Here is an 18,057-nt window from a genome sequence, read left to right on the forward strand (position 1 = left end):
CAGCGCAAGAACCGCGACGCCACGATTTGCGCCCCAGCACCGGGGCAGCGCGCCACCGCCCGCGCCGTATGCTGCGCCTCGCGCCGATCGGAGACGTGATGAAGGGCTTCCTGCTGCGCTGGGCGATCTCGGCCCTCGGTCTGTGGCTCGCCGACTTGTTATTGGACGGGCTGTCTTTCGACTCGCCCGGAACGCTCGCCGCTGCCGCGCTCTTGCTCGGCATCGTGAACGCGATCGTGCGACCCCTCGCGGTCGTGCTCACGTTCCCGTTCACACTCGTTTCGCTCGGCCTGTTCCTGCTCGTGATCAACGCCGCGATGCTCGGGCTCGTGGCGTGGCTCCTCGACGGATTCCACATCGCGAGCTTCTGGTCCGCACTCGGCGGCTGGGCGATCACGTCGCTCACGGGCTGGTTCGCAGCGGGCTTCGTCGGCGAGCGCGGCAGAGTCGAAGTGATCGTGGCGCGGCGGTAGGGGACTCGAGTGCCCGCGCGCTTGCCCCTCGCCGCGCTCGACACGCTCTTCCTCGACGCCGGCAACACGCTGATCTCGATCGACTTCACGATCGTGGCGCACGAGTTCGCAGCACACGGCGTGCGCGCGGAGTCGAGCGAGATCGCGCGCGCTGAAGCCGCCGCGCGCCCCGCGCTCTCGCAGTGGCTCTCGGGCGGCGCGTCGCAGCAGGGCGCGGACACGCACTTCTCGTTTCTGCGGAACGTGCTCGATCACCTGCCCGCGGGCCGCGCGCTGCCGCCGCCCGAACGCGCGCGCATCGCCGAGGCCGCGAGCGCGCGGATCTATCGCCCCGGCGCGTCGGATGAGCTCTGGAACGTGCCCCTGCCCGGCGTCGCGGACGCGCTCGCCGCGCTGCGCGCCGCAGGCCTGCGCCTCGTCGTGGTGAGCAACGCCGACGGCACCGTCGAGCGTGGGCTCACGCGCGCCGGCTTGCGCGGGCTGCTCGACGTCGTGATCGACTCGCACGTCGTCGGCTTCGAGAAGCCGGATCCGCGCATCTTCGCGCATGCGCTCGCCGGGTCCGGCGCGTCTCCTGACAACACGCTGCACGTCGGCGATCTCTACGCCGCGGACGTCGTCGGCGCGCGCGCCGCCGGCGTGCACGCGCTGCTGCTCGATCCGCACGACGACTGGCCACCCGTCGACTGCGCGCGCCTGCCCGACGTGCCCGCGCTGGCGAGGGCGATCCTCGCTGCCCGCTCGTAACAAGGAGTCTGTCGTGGTCCTCGTGATCTTCCGCAACCGCCTGCGCGGCGAGAATCCGCCAGGCTACGAAACCGTGGCGAACCGCATGGTCGCGCTCGCGCAGCAGCAGCCCGGGTTCCGCGCGATCAAGACCTTCACCGCGGACGATGGCGAGCGCGTGACGATCTCCGAGTTCGATTCGATCGAGGCGGTGAACGCGTGGCGCGCCAACGTCGAGCACCTCGAAGCGCAGCGCCGCGGGCGCAGCGAGTTCTACGCGGAGTACTTGCTGCAGACGTGTGAGCTGCTGCGCGAGAAGAAGTTCAGCGCGAGGTAGTCAAGCCGCGCGCTCGAGCTCGCGAGGACGCGCCAGCGCGATGACTTCGCCGCGCGGGAGCGGCGCGCGCTGCGGCGTCGGATCGGGCGTCAGCTCGGGCTCGCCGGGCGGCGCCACGTTGCGCTCGCGCCAAAGCGTGAGCACGCGCTCGCGCGAGCGCCACATCCAGCGCGCCATGCGCGCACCGAGGAACATGAACACGAGCTCCCCGCCGTAGAGGATCATGAGCGGCATCTCGTCTCCTCCGCCTCGCGGCGCGCCGCGGAATCGAGTAGCAACGGTCTACTCATATCACCGCCGGAGGCCACCCATGCGCTTCACGTTCGCCGAATCGATGTGCGAGCCCAAACAGCTGCTAACGCTCGCCGTCGAAGCCGAGCGCTGCGGCTTCGACTCGTTCACGGTGCCCGAGTCGATCATGTACCCGAAGCATTCAGACTCGAAGTACCCGTACACCGCGACGGGCGGACGCGAGTTCCTGGAAGGCAAGCCCTTCATCGAGCCGTTCGTGCTGATGGGCGCGCTGAGCGCGATCACGCAGCGGCTGCGCTTCACCACCTTCGTCGTGAAGCTGCCGCTTCGGCACCCCGTGCTCACCGCGAAGCAGGCCACTTCGGTCGCGGTGCTGAGCGACAACCGCTTCGGCTTCGGCGTCGGCCTCTCGCCGTGGCCCGACGACTTCCGCGTGATGAACACGCCGTGGGAGGGCCGCGGCAAACGCCTCGACGAGTGCATCGAGATCATCCGCGGCCTCTCCACGGGCGAGTTCTTCGAGTACCACGGCGAAGTCTTCGACGTGGAGCCGATCAAGCTCTGTCCCGCGCCGACCAAGCCGATCCCGTTCCTGATCGGGGGCCACACGGACGCCGCCTACAAACGCGCGGCGAAGCTCGGCGACGGCTGGATGCACGGCGGCGGCGGCGAGGCGGCCGACCTCGATGGCGCGATCGCGCGCATCCAAGCGCTGCGCCGCGAGCACGGCACGGACAAGAAGCCGTTCGAGATTCATGCGATCTCGCTGAACGCCTACTCGGTCGGCGGGATCAAGAAGCTCGAGGACCAAGGCGTGACGGACGCGATCGTCGGCTTCCGCAACGCCTACGAGCCCGACACCATGCCCCTGCAAACCAAGATCGATGCGCTGAAAGGCTATGCGGACCGCGTGATCGCCAAGGTCCGCTGACGAGGCACACGATGCCGTTCACGACGCTCGCCTGGAAGCTGTGGGCGCTCTCGGTGCTCGCGCTCGCGCTGAAGATGCTCGTGCTGGCGCTCCTCACGAGCCGCCAGCGGCTCGCGAAGCGCGTGTTCGCGTCGCCCGAGGACTACGCGACGCAGGGCATGGCGGAGAAGCGCGAGCGCGATCCCGACGTCGAGCGCTATCGGCGCGCGCACCGCAACGACCTCGAGAACATCCTCCCGTTCTTCGTGGTCGGCGCGATCTACGCCGCGACGCAGCCGAGCGCGCTCGGCGCATGGCTCTGCCTGCCTGGCTTCGCGCTCGCGCGGGTGCTGCACACCGTGTTCTACCTGCGCGGCGCCATGCCGCATCGCACGCTCGCGTACGGGTACGCCTACTTCGCGACGCTCTGGATGATCCTCGCCTCGGCGTGGAGCCTCGTCGCATGAAGCCGCGCGTCAGCATCACGTACTGCGCGAAGTGCAGGTTCCTAACGCGCGCGGCGTGGATGGCGCAGGAGCTGCTGACGACGTTCGCGGACGAGCTCGGAGAAATCGCGCTCGTGCCGGGCGATGGCGGCGTGTTTCAGGTGCGCGTCGCGGAGGAGCTGATCGCGTGCCGCGTGCGCGACGGCGGCTTCCCGGAGCTCGCGGAGCTGAAGCGCCGCATCCGAGACCGCGTGGCGCCGGGCCGCGAGCTCGGACACAGCGATCGCCCGTAACAACTCGCCCGCGGAGAACTCCCATGACCCGCCTCGCCTCGCTCACCGCCGCAGTGCTCCTCACCTTCGCCGCTGCTTCAGCGCCCGCCCTCGACTGGAGCGCGCACGCGAGCGCCGACACGGTCGTGATCGCGACGACGGACGAAGGCGGCGCCGCGCGCGACACGACGATTTGGTTGTGCGTCTCGAACGGTCAGGGCTACGTGCGCGGTGGCGGTGGGCAGTGGGTGGCGAACGCACTGCGCGACGGTGCGGTGACGCTGCGCGTGGGCGATGCGCATCTCGCGCTGACCGCGACGCGCGTGACCGACGCCGCCGAGATCGAGCGCGTGACCGCGGACTTCCGCGCGAAGTACGGCTTCAGCGACACGCTCGCGACGCTGATCCGCGGCGAGCCCACGATCTTCCGCCTGACGCCGCGGTGAGCGCCGCGCTCTTCAGCTACGGCACGCTGATGCTCGCGCCGGTGCGCCGCCTGCACTCGCGCCGCGCGTTCGCGACCGAGCCGGCGACGCTCGCCGGCTTCGCGCGCGTGGCGCTTCGCGGCGCGAGCTACCCCGGACTCGTCCCCGATGCGCGCGGAGTCGTTACGGGCGTGCTCGTGCGCGGCATCGCGCCTGCGCTGCTCGCGAAGCTCGATCGCTGGGAGGGCGCGGAGTACACGCGCCAGCCCGTGCGCGTCACGCTCGCGAGCGGCGAGAGCGCGCCCGCGTTCGTCTACGTGCGCGCGCCGCGCGCGCGCAGCCGCGCACTCGCGCAAGACTGGGAAGCGAGCGCGTTCGAGCGACGTGATCTCGCGCGCTGGCTGAAGACCGCGCGCCATCGCAACGCGAAGGAGTCTCCCCGATGACCGACGCGGAGAAGTTCCTCGCGCGCTCCCGCGTCTTCGCGCCGGGGCTGGAGCGGACGAAATGAAGTGCGACCGGCCGGCCTCAATTGATCCGCTGGATGGTCGCGATCGCTCTCAGCGCTCTGCGCACACGAAGACCGCCGCTCCTTCGTGAGCCGCCGTTGCGACATCGGGCAACCGGTGCGCGTAGAGGTCGCGAAAACCCGAGTCGTCGAAGTGCCACCGCGTGACTTCCTCGAGGCGGATCTCGTTCGCAGCAAACAAGCCAGCGGCGATGGCGTCGAGCGTCGGCTTGAGGAAGTTCTCGATGTCGAGCGGTCGGTTTCCATGCGACGCGGCGTGGAATGTGAAGCCGAGTGAGATCGCGATGCGCTGCTCGCTGATCCAAGGCGCCGGCCCGCGCTGCGCCTTGACGACGCCCGCAACCGCGAGTTTCCAGCTCTTGGTTCGGTTCGCCCCGGGCTTCGATGTCGTGACCGAGTTTCCAATCAGCGCGCTGGCGAACGCGGAGAGCGTTCGAGCGCTCCGAGCGAACGCGACGACAGGCAAGGTCCACCCGCCGATCCGCTCGAATCGAAGCTCGAGGCCATGCGTGGTCCCCGAGATCATTTCATCCGCTCGATCAGCTGCATCACGAGCGTGACGATCGCGCTCAGCAGGATGCAGCTCGTGATCGGGAAGTAGAGCGCTAAGCCGTCGCGCTCGAAGCGGACGTCGCCGGGAAGCTTGCCGAGCAGCGGGATGTGCGGCGCGAGTGAGACCAGCAGCCCGAGCGCGACGAGCGCGGCGCCGATCAGGATCAGCGTGCGGCCGATCGAAACGCCTAGAGCCCACTCCCCCACGGCGTGAACTGCGCCGTGCCCGCGAACACGCCGCCGTCGACCGGCACGATCGCGCCGTTCACGAAGGACGCCGCGGGCGAGCAGAGGAACACGAGCACCGCGGCGATCTCTTCCGCCTCGCCCCAGCGGCCGAGCGGGATGTGGCGGCGCAGCTCGTCGTGCACGGGCTGCAGCTGCCGAATCTCCTTCGTCATGCCGGTGTGCGTCGGACCGGGGCAAACCGCGTTGATGCGGATTCCTTGCTTGCCGAGCTCGAGTGCCGCCGAGCGCACGAAGTTGACGACGCCGCCCTTCGCGGCGTTGTAGGCCCACAGGCCCGGGTCGCCGCCGAGGCCGGAGACCGACGCGGTCACGGCGACCGCGGGTGCGTCGGCTTTGCGCAGCGCGGGCAGCGCGGCGCGCACGCCGAGCACTGCGGCGCGCAGGTTCACGGCGATCACGCGGTCGAAGGTCGCCATGTCGAGCTGGTCGATCGCGCCGTTCGCGGGCAGGCCCGCGTTCAGCACGAGCGCGTGGAGGCCGCCGAGCTCCTGTGCGAGCGCCACCGCCGCGGCGTTCGTGCTCTCCTGCGTGACGTCGCCCGCGAGCTTGCGCACGTTCGCGCCTTCGAGCTGTGCGAGGCCCTTCTCTTCGAGATCGACCGCGACCACGCGCCCGCCGAGCGCGAGCACGCGCCGCGCCGCTGCGAGGCCGATGCCCGAGCCCGCGCCCGTGATCACCGCCACGCGCCCCGTCCAGTCGTATCCGAGATTCGCCACTCGCTCTCCTTCACGCGCCGGCGGACCAGCCTATCACCCGTGATACGCTCGCTTCTTCCCCAATCTCGATGAAGGAGAACTGCGATGGATCTCGGCCTCAAGGGCAAGAAGGCGATCGTTACGGGCGCGACCAAGGGCATCGGGCGCGCGATTGCGGAGACGCTGGTCGCGGAGGGCGCGGAAGTCGCGATCTGCTCGCGCAGCGCGGAGTCGGTCGAGGCCGCGAAGAAGGCGCTCGAGCAGCGCGGCGGCAAGGTGTTCGCGAAGGCTGCCGACGTGGGAAAGAGCGACGCGCTGGTCGCGTTCATCAACGAGGCGGCGGCGGCGATGGGCGGCATCGACATCTTCGTGCACAACCCGAGCGGCGGGAACGGCATGGACGAGAAGGCCTTCCGCGCAAACTTCGAGGTCGATCTGCTGGGCGCCGTTCACAGCGTGAACACCGCACTCCCGCACCTCGAGAAGTCGAAGGGCGCGGTGATCTTCATCAGCACCACCGCGGCGATCGAGACGTTCATCGGGCCGACGTCGTACAATGCGATCAAGGCCGCGCTGATCCGGCACGGCAGCGGCCTCGCGCAGGCGCTGGCGCCGAAGGGCATTCGCGTGAACACGGTCTCACCGGGCCCGATCATGATCGAGGGCGGCTCCTGGGACATGATCAAGACGCACCGCAAGCCCATGTACGACGCCACCGTCGCCGGCATCCCAGCCGGCCGCATGGGCACCGCGCAGGAGATCGCCGATGCCGTCGCGTTCCTCGCGAGCCCTCGCTCGGGCTTCACCACGGGCGTGAACCTCGTGATCGACGGCGGCTTCACGAAGCGCGTCGACTTCTAAAGGCAGGCGGCGCGACCCCCTAACAATCACCGAGGAACTCAGTCATGAAGCTCTACGACTCGATCGGGCCGAACCCGCACATGGTCCGCATGTTTGCGGCGGAGAAGGGGTTCGCGTTCAAGGACGTGGTGAAGATCGACATCATGAAGGGCGAGAACCGGCAGGCGCCGTTTCTCGCGAAGAACCCGGCGGGCGGCATGCCGGCGGTCGAGCTCGAAGACGGGCGCGTGATCGCGGAGACGATCGCGATCTGCGAGCTGATCGAGGAGACGAAGCCGACGCCGGCGCTGATCGGCGCCAACGCCGCGGACCGCGCGGAGACGCGCATGTGGGTGCGGCGCGTCGAGTGGAAGATCATTCAGCCCATGACGGACGGCTTCCGCTTCGCCGAGGGCCTGCCGATCTTCAAGTCGCGCATGTACACCGCGCCCGAGGCGGCGCCGGCTCTCAAGGCGATCGCGCAGGAGGGCTACAAGTGGCTCGACGCGCAGCTCGCCGGCCGCGACACGATCGTGCCCGGGCGCTTCTCGCTGGCGGACGTCGCGCTCTACGCGCTCGCCGCTTTCGGCGCGACCGTCGGCCAGCCGATCGCCCCTAACAACACGAACGTGCTGCGCTGGTTCGAGGCGACGAAGGCGCGGCCCAGCGCGAAGGCGTAACGGCGGGAGCGCGATGACCGACGAGCGCGCGCCGTTGCCGTTCGAGGCGACGATGCCGCCGCGCCGCTGGATGGGCGCGGCGGCCCTCGTCGGCGCGCTGGCGTATGTCCCGCTCCTCGTTCGCTTCAACCTCACCGAGTCGCTCGCCTCGAGCCATCTCGCGTTCACGTTGCTCGACCTGGCCTTCCGCGCGGGTCTCGTCGTTTTGCTTGCCGCCAATTCGTATCTCGCGTTTTCCCAAGGCCTCGGTGCGCTCGCTCCCTGGACGCTCCGCATCACGACAGCCCGCCTCGAGTACGTGCCTCCCGCATGGTGGAGCCGCTGGCCGGGGTGGGGCGCGACCTTCGGAATGACGATCGATGCGGCCGACGTGCGGCGCCTCGCTTGGGACGGCTACGACAACATCGGCATCGAGCTGAAGAGCGGGCAGATCATCCCGATGTACTTTCGGAATCGGATCGCGAAAGACCAGCACGCAGCATCGCGTCTCGCTGTTCTCGCCTTCGTCTCACAGGCGAGCGGAAATCCGCTCCCAACCCCGCCACTCGACGTCGCGCCCTGGGTTGTGAGGGATTCTTCGCGCGTTCGCAGTTAGTCCTCATCGCGCACGGGCAACTTCGCCACGAGCTTCCGCGGCGCGACGAGCCGCCAGCTCTGCTCCACGAGCGCGGCGACCTGCGCCCACGGCACGCGGCCGTCGAGGTAGACGCCGACCCAGCCGGCACGTCCGACGTACGGCGGCACGAAGTAGCGGCGCGGGTCGTAAGCGACGAGCGACTCCTGCGCGCCGGGCGGCGCCTTCAGCCACGCCGTGAGCCGCGCGTCCTCGCTGCCGCACAGCGCGAACATCTTCTCGCGCACGCGTAACGTGGGCACGTCCCAGGTGAGCTTCTCGCGCGCTTCGGGCAGCGCGAGGCAGAGCGCGCGCATGCGATCGAGTGGCGTGCGCGGCGCGCGCCTCACTCGTTTCGCCACGCAAAGCCCACGCGCACGCCGTACGTACGCGGCGGAAGCAGGCCGATCGATGCGGGGAACGAGCCTGAGAACTCGCCCGTCGTCGTGTTGCGCGCGTAGACGATCTCGTTCTCGAGGTTCTCGGCGAACACTTCGAGCGTGAGGCGCTCGCTCGCGCTGCGCCACACGAGGCGCACGTCGGTGCGCGTGAATGCGTCGACTCGGTCGCTGGCGAGCGCGTACGGGCGCAGGAAGTAGTCGCTCGTGTAGGCGAGCTTCACGACGGGCGTGAGCGTGCCGCGCGCGCCGAGCTCGACCTGATAGCTGGCAAAGAGGCTCGCCTTCCACTTCGGCGCGTCTTCGAGGCGATGGCCCGCGAGGTTGCTCTCGCCACGCCACGGGAAGAGCGGGTCGGGCGCGGGGCAGCCGGGATCCGAGACGGGGAGCACCTGCGCGGCGTCGTCGCTGCAGAACTCGTCGAAGCGCGCGTCGAGGAAGCCGGCGCTCGCCTGTAGCGTGAGCGCCTCGACGGGGCGCGCGACGAGCTCGAGCTCGATGCCGCGAATCGTCGCGGCCGCTGCGTTCTGCGTGAACTGCGTGAGGCCGACCGTCTGCGGCACCTGCAGGTCCGTGTACTCGGACCAGAAGCCCGTGAGCGCGAGCTGCACACGCCCATCCGCGAGCGACGACTTCAAGCCGAGCTCCCATGCGCGGATCAGCTCCGGGTCGACGTCGCGGATCACTCCCGTCTGGTTGTCGGCCTCGAGGTTCCCGCTCTTGTAGCCGCGCGCGAACTTCGCGTAGACGGTGTGGTCCTCGCTCGGGAACCAGCGCACGCCGAGCTCCCAGGTGTGCTCCTTGAACACGGCGCGTCCCGTCTGCGGGCCGCTCGGTCCAGCCGGGCTCGCGAGGTTCTCGAAGTCGAGACGCTGGGAATCGCGGTTCCAGCGCCAACCGCCGAACAGCTCGAGGTCGATGCGCGGCTCGCTGCCTGACAACTCGAGGGGGCGCACGGTGACGCTCGTGAACGGCGCGAAGCCGACCGCGACGCCCGACAGCTCGCTCACGATCGTGCCGAACGGCAGCACGATCTCGTCGAAGCTGCGCTCGGTCTCGCTCCGGAAGTAGAAGAGGCCCGCGATCCAGTCGACCGCGCCATCCCCTTGCGAGCTGAGGCGCAGCTCACCGGACGCGAGATCGTTCCGATGCGGTCGGAACACGTCGATCAGCGGGAGCTCGCTGCCGTCGGCGTCGACAGACTGGTTGAAGCGCCCGTGCTCCCAGCCGAACAGCGCGTCGAGGCGCAGCTCGCCGAGCGCGCCGGCGCTGAAGTCCCAGCTCGCCGCGCCGTCGATGCCATACACGCGCAGGCTCGTGCGATGCCGGCGCCACGCGCTCGAGCGCACCTGCAGCGGGTCGTCAGGGATCGGCTGCGCCGCGACGCCGATCTGCGCGTTCGGCGCGACCTCCCCGAGAATCGCCGGGATGCCGAGGCCGGGCTCGCCTTGGAACAGAACGAGATCCGTCGCCTGCGCGAGGCGCTGCGCGCGAGTCCCTGAGAACCCGTACGCGCGTGCGATCAGAAGCAGCAGGTTCTCGCCGGCCGGGATTGCAACGGCGGGTCGTTGCAACCCGGCGACGGCGGCATCGCTCCGCCGGAGCACACCCCGATGCCGATGCCGAACGGCAGCTCGCTGCGCATGTCGGCAACGAACGCGGCGTAGCCCTGGTAGGGATCGAAGTCGACGACGCCGAAGTTGCGCGACTCGAGCACGCCGTCGTCGTCGAACATGCGCGTGTCGAGAAAGCCCGTCGTGTAGTCGCCCACCAGCGGGCGCGACACGTAGGGATCCGCGTCCGACTGGTTGAAGAAGCCGCGCACGATCAGCTCGACGTTCTCGCTCGGCAGCGAGCGCAGCGTGAGGCGCGAGTACCACTCGTCCGCGTTGTGCGGATCGTCGCGGCGCCGCGGGCGCTCGAGATCGTTCATGTAGCCGTCGCGCACCTGGCGCTGGACGGCGAGTCGCGCCATCAGCCGCTCGTCGCCTTCGCCGAAGAGCGGCGCGTTCACGACGGCGCGCACCTGCACGTGGCGGTAGTTGCCGAGCAGCGCGTCCCCGAGCGCCTCGTACTCCGCGTGCGGCTTCTTCCAGACGAAGTTGATCGCACCCGCGGTGGCGTTGCGGCCGTAGACCGTGCCCGACGGCCCGCGCACCAGCTCGATCGCGTCGAGGTCGTAGTACTGCCCCAACAACGAGTCGAGGCCGAGCTTGAAGAGGCCGTTCACGTGGTACGCGACCGGCGACTGCGAGCTGAACGACTCGGAGACGCCGCGAATCGAGAAGTTCCCGGTGCGGCTCTCGCCCTTCGTGACCACGTTCGGAATCAGCGTGACGAGATCGGAGGCGCTCTCGAGATTCGCGAGCGCGATCGTCTCGTCGGAGAATGCGGTCACCGACGCCGCGACGTCGTGCAGCGACTCGTCGCGCTTCGTGATCGAGACGACGATCTCTTCCACTTCGCCCTCGCGCTCCGCCGGGGCCTCCTGCGCCGCGACGTGCGCGGCGAGCGCGAGCACGAGAGTGAGCGGAAGGATGCGCACAGCGAGCTCCGCGGGCGCCAGCGAGAATGCGCGCGGCGAGCGTCTCACGCGCGACGCCGCGGCGTCAACGCTCAAAGGCCGACGCGCTCGCGGACCGCGGCGGCGATGCGCGCCTCTACCTCGTCCGCGCTACCCCGCGCGTCGAGGCGCGCGATGTAGCTGCGCGCGAGCGACGCCATTGCGGCGCGTACGCTCTCGAGAAATGCGCGCTCCTCGAACGCGGGCTCGTGGGGCTCGCCGCGCGCGTGCGTGCGCTCGAGGCCTTCGTCGACGGGAAGATCGAGCCAGAGCACGAGGTCCGGCGGCGGAAACTCTCGCTCGCTCGCGGCGAGAATCGCCGCGGCATCGAGGCCGCGCGCGCCTTGATAAGCCGCGGTCGAGATGAAGTAGCGGTCGCTCAGCACGATCTCGCCGCGTGCGAGCGCGGGGCGCACGACTTCGCGCACGTGTGCGCGGCGCTGCTCGAAGAACCACGCGAGCTCCTGCTCGGGCGCGACGCGCCGGCCCGAGCGCGCCATCTCGCGGATCGCGCGGCCTGCGCCGCAGTCGTAGGGCTCGCGCGTACGCACGACGCGGTGGCCCGCCGCTTCGAGTCGCGCGGCGAGGCGCGGCAGCTGCGTCGACTTGCCGCTGCCGTCGGTGCCCTCGAAGACGATCAGCACGCCGCGGTTCACGCGCGCGCCACCGACGGGCGTTCACGCGCGCGGCGCTTCGGCGCGATCGGACCCTGATAACTCCGCGAGAACACGGGGATTTCGGGGCCGGCGTGCATCGGCGCAGAGTGGCACGGGCATTGCCTCTCGCAACGCCGACGCCTCGGCGTTGCGCGGAAGAGCCCCTCTATTCGGGACCGGGGGCGAAGCCGCGCCGGAGCCGCCGGGCGCGCACCTCGACAAGCGACGCGGGCATAACAACTAGGGGTGAGACTCGCGTCGTGTGTGCGCCTGGCGGCTCCACACCTTTACGACTCTCCGTTCGCCTGCGGCTCACTGCGCGCCCGCTGCGGCGCGTTGCGCCGCTGGCGGGCTTGCGCTTCGCGAGCCGCGTTCGGGCGTCTCAGCGAGTAGCCGCTCGAGCTTCGTGGCCCTCTCGCACGGGGCGCTGCCGGCGGCGCGCCGCAAGAACGCAAGAAGGCCGCGCGACCTTGCGGGCGCGCGGCCTTCGTTCACTCCGCTGGGGCGATCCTTATTGGATCTTGCCCTGCAGCAGGAAGCCGATCACGAGGCCGTAGATCGCGATCGACTCGATCAGAACCATCCCGAGGATGTAGTTCGTGAACATGCTGCCCGCGGCGCCCGGGTTTCGGGCGATGCCGGCGGTGGTGTTGCCCGCCGTGAGGCCCTGGCCGATGCCACAGCCGAGCCCCGCGAGGCCGATGGCGAGACCCGCGCCGAGCGCGTAGCCCCACGAGCTGTCGCTGGCGCCCGCGTCCTGGGCCAGCGCGGCCATCGGGACGAAGAGCGCGGCGAGGGTCCAGAGGGCGACCTTTCCGATCTTTCGCATGACGTTTCCTTCCTTGTTAATGGCAAATCCGCCGAGTGGGCCGCGCCTAGTGGGCTTCCTCGAGGGCCAAGCCGATGTAGATCATCGAGAGCAACGAGAACACGTAGGCCTGCAGGAACGCGACCATCACGCCCAGGCCCATGAACACCGCCGGGATCACGAGGGATGTCAGCGTGATCCACACCGACACGACGAGGTGGTCGGCGAACATGTTGGCGAGCAGCCGCACCGCGAGCGTGAAGAGCCGCGAGAGGTGCGAGAGCAGCTCGATCGGCGCATACAGCGGAGCGAGCGCCCGCACGTGGATGTGCTTTCCGCCGATGTGGAGGTCGAACAGGCTCGGCCCGAGGAAGTGGTTGACGTACGAGAAGCCGTGCTCTTTGATGCCGACGTACTGATGAGCGAGGAACGAGATCGCGGCCCACGCCCAGGTGACGTTAGCGCTGCGCGTCGCGCCGCCATCGGCGTCGCCCTGGCCGGCGACGAGGCCAGGAATCAGGCCGATCAGGTTCGCGGTGAGGATGAAGAAGAAGATCGAGCCGATGATCGGGAAGTAGCGCCGCCAGTGCGGGCCCATGTTCTGTTCGGCGAGGCCCGACAGCATCTCGACGAGCAGCTCCGCGAGATTGCGCACGCTGAGGCCTTCGTCCGGGAGCAGGCCGCCATCGGCACGCGCGAGGCGCGAGCGCACCAAGAGGCCCATCGCCAAGAGCACGACCACGACGAGCAGCGAGCCGACCACGACGATCGGCAGGTGCGTTGCATCCGCAATCAGCTTCGGAAGCGTCACAGCGAGTCCTCGGAGCGTTCGGTCTCACGCTCGCGCGCGAGCCAAGGGCTGTATTGATCCCAGCTCGGATCGTCGGGCGCCAGCGCCGGGAGCCCGCTGACGTCGGCGGCGGCGCGCGGGCGCGCCTGCCAGGCCGCGACGACGACCGCCGGTACGAGCGTCGAGAGGCCGACGAGCAGGCCCGCTGCATCCACGCCGGCGCGGATCGCGAAGAACAAGAGCGCACCGAGCAGTGGAAGCCGCAGTGCGAAGCCGCTCGCGGCGCGCGCCTCGTTCGCGAAGGCGGCCTGCGCGAGGCCGAACAGGCCGCGGAAGTTCATCGTCTGCAGCGCAGCGCCGAGTAGAAGGGAGAGCGCGAACGCCGGCGTCGCGAACGCGAACGCGGCGAGCGCTCCCGCAGCGACGAACGCGAAGTGCCAGGCGAGCACTCGCATCTCTCGAATCGGCTCGTTTGCTGCGGTCTCGCTCACGACTCTTCGCTCGCTCTCGGCCCGTCACTTCTCGTTCGAGCCGTCTGTCCCGGACGCGTCATCCACCAAGCTGCGCATCGACACGAGTCGCCGAACGAACGCTGCGAAACCGAAAGCGGCGCCGACCACCATGCCGACGGGGCTCGAATCGAGCCGACCGTCGACGAAGTACCCGATGCCGATCCCGATCGGGATCGCGAGGACCGCTTCGACGGCCCGCTGATAGGCCTTCCCTGCGCGTCCATCGAGCCCGTTCTTCACGACTCGCCTCCGCCGGCGCCGCAAACCTGCACCGCCGAATCGAAAGCGGCGCGCACGCTAGCGGACCCCTTCGGGCGACTCCACGGATTTTCGCGCGCGAAACGCTCCGAAACCGGGGTTTTGCGCGCGTTCGTCACCCCGCGCGCGCAGCCTCTGCGAACGCGACCTCGGCCGCCGCGAGCGTGGCGCGAATCTCGCGCGGGCCGTGCGCGAGCGAGACGAAGCCGGCCTCGTAGGCCGAAGGCGCGAGGTAGACGCCGCGCGCGAGCATGGCGTGGAAGAACGCCTTGAAGCGCGGCAGGTCGGACTGCTTGGCGTCGTCGAAGCTCGCGACCGGCCCGGGGTGAAAGAAGAAGCCGAACATGCCGCCGACCGCGGCGGTCGTGAGCGGCAGGCCTCTCGCGGCAGCGCGTTCCGCCAGCCCGTTCGCGAGGTCTGAGGCAAGCGCGCCCAGCTTCTCGTACACGCCGCGCTTCTGGAGCCGGCGCAGGGTCTCGAGGCCAGCCGCAACCGCGACGGGATTGCCCGAGAGCGTGCCCGCTTGGTAGACGGGGCCGCTCGGCGCCATCTGCGACATGAGCGCGCGCCGCCCGCCATACGCCGCTGCGGGGAGGCCGCCGCCCACGACTTTGCCGAGACAGGTGAGGTCGGGCGTGATGCCGTAGAGCAGCTGCGCGCCGCCCCACGCCACGCGGAAGCCGGTCATCACTTCGTCGAAGATGAGCAGCGCGCCGTGCTCGTCGCAGAGCGTGCGCAGGCCCGCGAGGAAGCCGGGGCGCGGCGGCACGCAGCCCATGTTGCCCGCGACGGGCTCGATCAGAACGCAGGCGATCTCACGGCCGTGCGCGGCGAAGGCCTGCTTCACCGCCGCGAGATCGTTGTAGGGCGCCTGAATTGTTAGGCGCGCGAACTCTTCGGGAACGCCGGGCGAGCCCGGGATGCCGAGCGTCGCGACGCCGCTGCCCGCCCCGACGAGCAGCGCGTCGGTATGGCCGTGGTAACAGCCGTCGAACTTCAGCACGAGCTTGCGCGCCGTCGCCGCGCGCGCGAGGCGGATCGCGCTCATCGTGGCCTCGGTGCCGCTCGACACGAAGCGCACCTGCTCGACCGACGGCAGCGCCTCGCAGATCAGCTCCGCGATCTCGATCTCCGCCTCGGTCGGCGCGCCGAAGCTGGTGCCGCGCTTCGCCGCGCGCGCCACCGCGCGCAGCACCGCGGCGTCGCAGTGACCGAGGATCAGCGGACCCCACGAGCCGACGTAGTCGACGTACGCGTTGCCGTCGGCGTCGCGGACGTACGCGCCCTTGCCGCTCACGAGAAACGGCGGCGTGCCGCCGACGCCGCGGTACGCGCGCACGGGCGAATTCACGCCGCCGGGAATCACGCGCTCGGCACGCGCCATCAGCTGCTGCGAGCGTGCGAGCGAGAATGCGCGCGCGGGCTTCTTCGCTGCGCGCTTGCGCTTCACCGCTCGCTGCGGGCGAGGCACTACGCGTCGCCCGCGGCCGAGTCGTCTTCCGCGAGGCGCGCCATCCCGACGAGCTTCTCGCCGGCGCCGAGGTCCATCACGCGCACGCCTTGCGTCGCGCGGCCCATGGTCGAGATGCTCTTCACTTTGCAGCGCAGCACTTGGCCGCCGTCCGTCACGAGCATGACCTGGTCGTCGTCCACCACCTGCGCGATGCCGATCACCTTCCCGTTTCGGTCCGAGGTGCGGATCGTGATGATGCCGAGGCCACCGCGGTTCTGGACGCGGTAGTCGTCGAGCGGCGTGCGCTTGCCGAAGCCGTTCTCGGTGACGGTCAAGACGGTGGCGCCCGGCGTGAGGATCTCCATGCCGACGAGCTCGTCGCCGTCGCGCAGGTCCATCCCGCGCACACCCGTGGCGTTGCGGCCCATGCCGCGCACCTGCTCCTCGGGGAAGCGAATCGCCTTGCCGTCTTTGCTCGCGAGGATGATCTCGCTCGTGCCGGTGGTGAGCTTCGCGGCGATCAGCTCGTCCGTGTCGTCGAGGTTGATCGCGATGATGCCTGCGCGGCGCGGGTTCGAGAACGCGTCGACCTCGGTCTTCTTGATCGTGCCCTGGCGCGTCACGAGCACGATGAACTGGCTCGCCTGCGCCGCGAAGTCGCGAATCGTCAGGGCGGCCTGGACCTTCTCGCCCTCTTGCAGCGAAAGCAGGTTCACGAGCGCCTTGCCGCGCGCGGCGCGACCGCGCTGCGGCAGCTCCCAGACCTTCTTCCAGTACACGCGCCCGCGGTTCGTGAAGAACAGCACCGTCGAGTGCGTGGACGCCACGAACAGGTGCTCGACGAAGTCTTCCTCCTTCGTCTGCATCCCGATCAGGCCCTTCCCGCCGCGGCGCTGCGCGCGGTACTCGGTGACCGGATTGCGCTTCACGTAGCCCGCGTGGGACACGGTCACGACCATGTCCTCCTCGACGATCAGGTCCTCCGCTTCGAGGCCCTCGACCGCTTCGGTGATCTGCGTGCGGCGCTCGTCGGCGTACTTCTCCTTGATCTCGGCGAGCTCCTCGAGGATCACGGCGAGGATCTTCTCGTCGCTCGCGAGCAGCGCGCGCAGCTCGTCGATCGTCGCGCGCACCTGCGCGAGCTCGTCGAGCACTTGCTGGCGCTCGAGCGCGGTCAGCGAGCGCAGCCGCATGTCGAGGATCGCCTGCGCCTGCCGCTCGCTGAGACCGAAGCGCGCCATCAGCTGCGCGCGCGCCTGATTCGCGTCGGCCGCGGCGCGAATCACGGCGATCACCTCGTCGAGGTGATCGAGCGCGATCGCGAAGCCTTCCAAGATGTGCGCGCGCGCTTCGGCCTGCGCGAGGTCGTACGCGGCGCGGCGAGCCACCACTTCGCGGCGGAAGTCGAGGAAGTGCTGGATCGCCTCCTTGAGCGAGAGCAGGCGCGGCCGGCCGCCGACGAGCGCGAGCATGTTCACGCCGAACGTCGTCTGCAGCGGCGTCATCTTGTAGAGCTGATTCAGGATCACCTCTTCGGGCGCTTCCTTCTTCAGCTCGATGACGAGGCGAATGCCGTGGCGATCGCTCTCGTCGCGCAGATCGCTGATGCCGTCGATCTGCCCTTCCTTGACGAGCTCCGCGATCCGCACTTCAAGCGCGGACTTGTTCAGCAGGTACGGAATCTCGCTGACGACGATCAGCTTGCCGCCGCGCTTGGTCTCCTCGATCTCGGCCTTCGCGCTCACGGTGATCGAGCCGCGGCCGGTGAGGTACGCCTGGCGAATTCCGTCGCGACCGCAGATCAGCGCGCCGGTCGGGAAGTCCGGTCCCGGAATCCTCTCGAGCAGCTCGTCGATCGTGCAGTCGGGGCTCTTCGCGACGAGCGTGACCGCGTCGATCAGCTCGCCGAGGTTGTGCGGCGGGATGTTCGTCGCCATCCCGACCGCGATGCCCTGCGAGCCGTTCGCGAGGAGATTCGGGAAGCGCGCGGGCAGAACGCGCGGCTCGACGCGGTTGCCGTCGAAGTTCGGCTGGAAGTCGACCGTCTCGCGATCGATGTCCCGTAACAACTCCGTCGCGATCGCGCGCAGTCGCGCTTCCGTGTAGCGATACGCGGCCGGCGGATCCCCGTCGATCGAGCCGAAGTTGCCTTGGCCGTCCACGAGCGTGTACCGGAGCGACCACGGCTGGGCCATGCGCGCCATCGCTTCGTAGATCGGCGCATCGCTGTGCGGGTGGTAGTGCTTGATCACTTCGCCGACGACGCCCGCGCTCTTCGAGTACGGGCGATTCGGCTGCAGGCCCTCGTCGTGCATCGCGTACAGGATCCGGCGGTGCACGGGCTTGAGTCCGTCGCGCACGTCGGGCAGTGCGCGGCTCACGATCACCGACATCGAGTAGTCGAGGAACGAGGTGCGGACCTCGTCCTCGATGTTCACCGGCTGCGCGGGCGCGCCCGGACCCTGCGGCGGCGGCGCGGCGGTGTCGTCCTCGGGTCGCTTCTCGTCGGCCATTCTCTACGACTCTCCGTTCGCCTTCGGCTCACTGCGCGCGGCCTGCGCCGCTCGCGCGGCGCTGGGCCGCTTGCGCTTCCCGAGCCGCGATCTGGCGATGCGTTGCC

The 18,057-nt window shown here is 69.6% G+C and carries 25 protein-coding genes; 11 read left to right on the forward strand and 14 right to left on the reverse strand.

Annotated elements, in window-relative coordinates; translation table 11 throughout:
• Positions 1-98 precede the first annotated feature (98 nt).
• Genes FJ091_15565 through FJ091_15575 form a run of 3 tightly spaced genes read left to right on the forward strand, consistent with a single transcriptional unit; the run spans position 99 to position 1,536 of the window.
• Positions 99-473, forward strand: coding sequence for a phage holin family protein (locus FJ091_15565; GenBank protein ID MBM4384769.1), 375 nt, complete (start codon positions 99-101; stop codon positions 471-473).
• A gap of 9 nt (positions 474-482) precedes the next feature.
• Positions 483-1,220 (forward strand): HAD-IA family hydrolase, encoded by a 738-nt coding sequence (locus FJ091_15570; GenBank protein ID MBM4384770.1) that lies wholly within the window; start codon positions 483-485, stop codon positions 1,218-1,220.
• A gap of 13 nt (positions 1,221-1,233) precedes the next feature.
• On the forward strand, positions 1,234-1,536 hold the full coding sequence (locus FJ091_15575; GenBank protein MBM4384771.1) for an antibiotic biosynthesis monooxygenase: 303 nt from the start codon (positions 1,234-1,236) through the stop codon (positions 1,534-1,536).
• Here FJ091_15575 and FJ091_15580 read toward each other — a convergent pair whose 3' ends face one another.
• Positions 1,537-1,770, reverse strand: a complete 234-nt coding sequence (locus FJ091_15580) for a hypothetical protein (protein MBM4384772.1) — start codon at positions 1,768-1,770, stop codon at positions 1,537-1,539.
• Positions 1,771-1,846: 76 nt separating this feature from the next.
• Here FJ091_15580 and FJ091_15585 point away from each other — a divergent pair, with 76 nt between their 5' ends.
• From FJ091_15585 to FJ091_15605, 5 genes are read left to right on the forward strand one after another with little or no spacing between them, the layout of a single operon-like run.
• Positions 1,847-2,719 (forward strand): TIGR03619 family F420-dependent LLM class oxidoreductase, encoded by an 873-nt coding sequence (locus FJ091_15585; protein ID MBM4384773.1) that lies wholly within the window; start codon positions 1,847-1,849, stop codon positions 2,717-2,719.
• A gap of 11 nt (positions 2,720-2,730) precedes the next feature.
• A complete protein-coding gene (locus tag FJ091_15590) occupies positions 2,731-3,165 on the forward strand; it encodes an MAPEG family protein (protein ID MBM4384774.1) in 435 nt (144 codons plus the stop codon).
• The gene (locus tag FJ091_15595; GenBank protein ID MBM4384775.1) at positions 3,162-3,437 is read left to right on the forward strand and encodes a SelT/SelW/SelH family protein; all 276 of its coding nucleotides are present in this window, start codon (positions 3,162-3,164) and stop codon (positions 3,435-3,437) included. Before FJ091_15590 ends, FJ091_15595 begins: the two co-directional genes overlap by 4 nt.
• A 23-nt stretch (positions 3,438-3,460) precedes the next feature.
• Positions 3,461-3,862: a DUF2255 family protein gene (locus FJ091_15600; protein MBM4384776.1), complete on the forward strand. Its 402-nt coding sequence runs from the start codon at positions 3,461-3,463 to the stop codon at positions 3,860-3,862.
• A complete protein-coding gene (locus FJ091_15605) occupies positions 3,859-4,287 on the forward strand; it encodes a gamma-glutamylcyclotransferase (GenBank protein ID MBM4384777.1) in 429 nt (142 codons plus the stop codon). The genes FJ091_15600 and FJ091_15605 overlap by 4 nt, the downstream gene beginning before the upstream one ends.
• 114 nt (positions 4,288-4,401) lie before the next feature.
• On the opposite strand, the gene FJ091_15610 is transcribed toward FJ091_15605, so the two are convergent.
• The 3 genes from FJ091_15610 to FJ091_15620 are packed head-to-tail and all read right to left on the reverse strand — an operon-like array spanning position 4,402 to position 5,887.
• The gene (locus FJ091_15610; GenBank protein ID MBM4384778.1) at positions 4,402-4,896 is read right to left on the reverse strand and encodes a hypothetical protein; all 495 of its coding nucleotides are present in this window, start codon (positions 4,894-4,896) and stop codon (positions 4,402-4,404) included.
• On the reverse strand, positions 4,893-5,102 hold the full coding sequence (locus FJ091_15615; GenBank protein ID MBM4384779.1) for a DUF2905 domain-containing protein: 210 nt from the start codon (positions 5,100-5,102) through the stop codon (positions 4,893-4,895). The genes FJ091_15610 and FJ091_15615 overlap by 4 nt, the downstream gene beginning before the upstream one ends.
• Before the next feature lie 8 nt (positions 5,103-5,110).
• Complete coding sequence (locus tag FJ091_15620) at positions 5,111-5,887, reverse strand: SDR family oxidoreductase (protein ID MBM4384780.1); 777 nt, start codon at positions 5,885-5,887, stop codon at positions 5,111-5,113.
• An 84-nt stretch (positions 5,888-5,971) separates the two neighbouring features.
• Here FJ091_15620 and FJ091_15625 point away from each other — a divergent pair, with 84 nt between their 5' ends.
• The 3 genes from FJ091_15625 to FJ091_15635 are packed head-to-tail and all read left to right on the forward strand — an operon-like array spanning position 5,972 to position 7,981.
• Complete coding sequence (locus FJ091_15625; protein ID MBM4384781.1) at positions 5,972-6,727, forward strand: SDR family oxidoreductase; 756 nt, start codon at positions 5,972-5,974, stop codon at positions 6,725-6,727.
• 44 nt (positions 6,728-6,771) lie between these two features.
• The gene (locus FJ091_15630) at positions 6,772-7,386 is read left to right on the forward strand and encodes a glutathione S-transferase family protein (GenBank protein MBM4384782.1); all 615 of its coding nucleotides are present in this window, start codon (positions 6,772-6,774) and stop codon (positions 7,384-7,386) included.
• A 13-nt stretch (positions 7,387-7,399) separates the two neighbouring features.
• Positions 7,400-7,981 carry a hypothetical protein gene (locus tag FJ091_15635; GenBank protein ID MBM4384783.1) on the forward strand — a complete coding sequence of 194 codons (582 nt, stop codon included), beginning with the start codon at positions 7,400-7,402 and terminating at the stop codon, positions 7,979-7,981.
• On the opposite strand, the gene FJ091_15640 is transcribed toward FJ091_15635, so the two are convergent.
• The 10 genes from FJ091_15640 to gyrA form a co-directional block, all read right to left on the reverse strand.
• A complete protein-coding gene (locus FJ091_15640; protein MBM4384784.1) occupies positions 7,978-8,316 on the reverse strand; it encodes an MmcQ/YjbR family DNA-binding protein in 339 nt (112 codons plus the stop codon). The genes FJ091_15635 and FJ091_15640 overlap by 4 nt on opposite strands.
• A gap of 29 nt (positions 8,317-8,345) precedes the next feature.
• A complete protein-coding gene (locus FJ091_15645; GenBank protein ID MBM4384785.1) occupies positions 8,346-9,971 on the reverse strand; it encodes a TonB-dependent receptor in 1,626 nt (541 codons plus the stop codon).
• Positions 9,920-10,942, reverse strand: a complete 1,023-nt coding sequence (locus tag FJ091_15650; GenBank protein ID MBM4384786.1) for a TonB-dependent receptor — start codon at positions 10,940-10,942, stop codon at positions 9,920-9,922. Before FJ091_15650 ends, FJ091_15645 begins: the two co-directional genes overlap by 52 nt.
• Positions 10,943-11,013: 71 nt before the next feature.
• Positions 11,014-11,616, reverse strand: coding sequence for a dTMP kinase (tmk, locus tag FJ091_15655; protein ID MBM4384787.1), 603 nt, complete (start codon positions 11,614-11,616; stop codon positions 11,014-11,016).
• Positions 11,617-12,127: 511 nt separating this feature from the next.
• Positions 12,128-12,445 (reverse strand): ATP synthase F0 subunit C, encoded by a 318-nt coding sequence (gene atpE, locus FJ091_15660; protein MBM4384788.1) that lies wholly within the window; start codon positions 12,443-12,445, stop codon positions 12,128-12,130.
• A 46-nt stretch (positions 12,446-12,491) separates the two neighbouring features.
• Positions 12,492-13,235, reverse strand: coding sequence for a F0F1 ATP synthase subunit A (locus tag FJ091_15665; GenBank protein ID MBM4384789.1), 744 nt, complete (start codon positions 13,233-13,235; stop codon positions 12,492-12,494).
• Complete coding sequence (locus tag FJ091_15670; protein MBM4384790.1) at positions 13,232-13,705, reverse strand: hypothetical protein; 474 nt, start codon at positions 13,703-13,705, stop codon at positions 13,232-13,234. The genes FJ091_15665 and FJ091_15670 overlap by 4 nt, the downstream gene beginning before the upstream one ends.
• 24 nt (positions 13,706-13,729) lie before the next feature.
• Positions 13,730-13,966 carry an AtpZ/AtpI family protein gene (locus FJ091_15675; protein MBM4384791.1) on the reverse strand — a complete coding sequence of 79 codons (237 nt, stop codon included), beginning with the start codon at positions 13,964-13,966 and terminating at the stop codon, positions 13,730-13,732.
• 133 nt (positions 13,967-14,099) lie between these two features.
• Positions 14,100-15,368 carry a glutamate-1-semialdehyde 2,1-aminomutase gene (gene hemL / locus FJ091_15680; GenBank protein ID MBM4384792.1) on the reverse strand — a complete coding sequence of 423 codons (1,269 nt, stop codon included), beginning with the start codon at positions 15,366-15,368 and terminating at the stop codon, positions 14,100-14,102.
• A gap of 86 nt (positions 15,369-15,454) precedes the next feature.
• The gene (gene gyrA, locus FJ091_15685) at positions 15,455-17,950 is read right to left on the reverse strand and encodes a DNA gyrase subunit A (GenBank protein ID MBM4384793.1); all 2,496 of its coding nucleotides are present in this window, start codon (positions 17,948-17,950) and stop codon (positions 15,455-15,457) included.
• Between the last annotated feature and the right edge of the window lie 107 nt (positions 17,951-18,057).

It is taken from the genome of Deltaproteobacteria bacterium, from assembly GCA_016875395.1.
GTDB lineage: Bacteria > Myxococcota_A > UBA9160 > UBA9160 > UBA6930 > VGRF01.

What these genes read in the sequence shown, in the direction of transcription:
- FJ091_15565 (MBM4384769.1), top strand. Translation starts at nt 99, where the DNA reads ATGAAGGGCTTCCTGCTGCGCTGGGCGATCTCGGCCCTCGGTCTGTGG.
- FJ091_15580 (MBM4384772.1), bottom strand. Translation starts at nt 1,770, where the DNA reads ATGCCGCTCATGATCCTCTACGGCGGGGAGCTCGTGTTCATGTTCCTC.
- FJ091_15585 (MBM4384773.1), top strand. Translation starts at nt 1,847, where the DNA reads ATGCGCTTCACGTTCGCCGAATCGATGTGCGAGCCCAAACAGCTGCTA.
- FJ091_15590 (MBM4384774.1), top strand. Translation starts at nt 2,731, where the DNA reads ATGCCGTTCACGACGCTCGCCTGGAAGCTGTGGGCGCTCTCGGTGCTC.
- FJ091_15595 (MBM4384775.1), top strand. Translation starts at nt 3,162, where the DNA reads ATGAAGCCGCGCGTCAGCATCACGTACTGCGCGAAGTGCAGGTTCCTA.
- FJ091_15600 (MBM4384776.1), top strand. Translation starts at nt 3,461, where the DNA reads ATGACCCGCCTCGCCTCGCTCACCGCCGCAGTGCTCCTCACCTTCGCC.
- FJ091_15610 (MBM4384778.1), bottom strand. Translation starts at nt 4,896, where the DNA reads ATGATCTCGGGGACCACGCATGGCCTCGAGCTTCGATTCGAGCGGATC.
- FJ091_15625 (MBM4384781.1), top strand. Translation starts at nt 5,972, where the DNA reads ATGGATCTCGGCCTCAAGGGCAAGAAGGCGATCGTTACGGGCGCGACC.
- FJ091_15630 (MBM4384782.1), top strand. Translation starts at nt 6,772, where the DNA reads ATGAAGCTCTACGACTCGATCGGGCCGAACCCGCACATGGTCCGCATG.
- FJ091_15635 (MBM4384783.1), top strand. Translation starts at nt 7,400, where the DNA reads ATGACCGACGAGCGCGCGCCGTTGCCGTTCGAGGCGACGATGCCGCCG.
- FJ091_15640 (MBM4384784.1), bottom strand. Translation starts at nt 8,316, where the DNA reads ATGCGCGCGCTCTGCCTCGCGCTGCCCGAAGCGCGCGAGAAGCTCACC.
- atpE (MBM4384788.1), bottom strand. Translation starts at nt 12,445, where the DNA reads ATGCGAAAGATCGGAAAGGTCGCCCTCTGGACCCTCGCCGCGCTCTTC.
- hemL (MBM4384792.1), bottom strand. Translation starts at nt 15,368, where the DNA reads ATGGCGCGTGCCGAGCGCGTGATTCCCGGCGGCGTGAATTCGCCCGTG.
- gyrA (MBM4384793.1), bottom strand. Translation starts at nt 17,950, where the DNA reads ATGGCCGACGAGAAGCGACCCGAGGACGACACCGCCGCGCCGCCGCCG.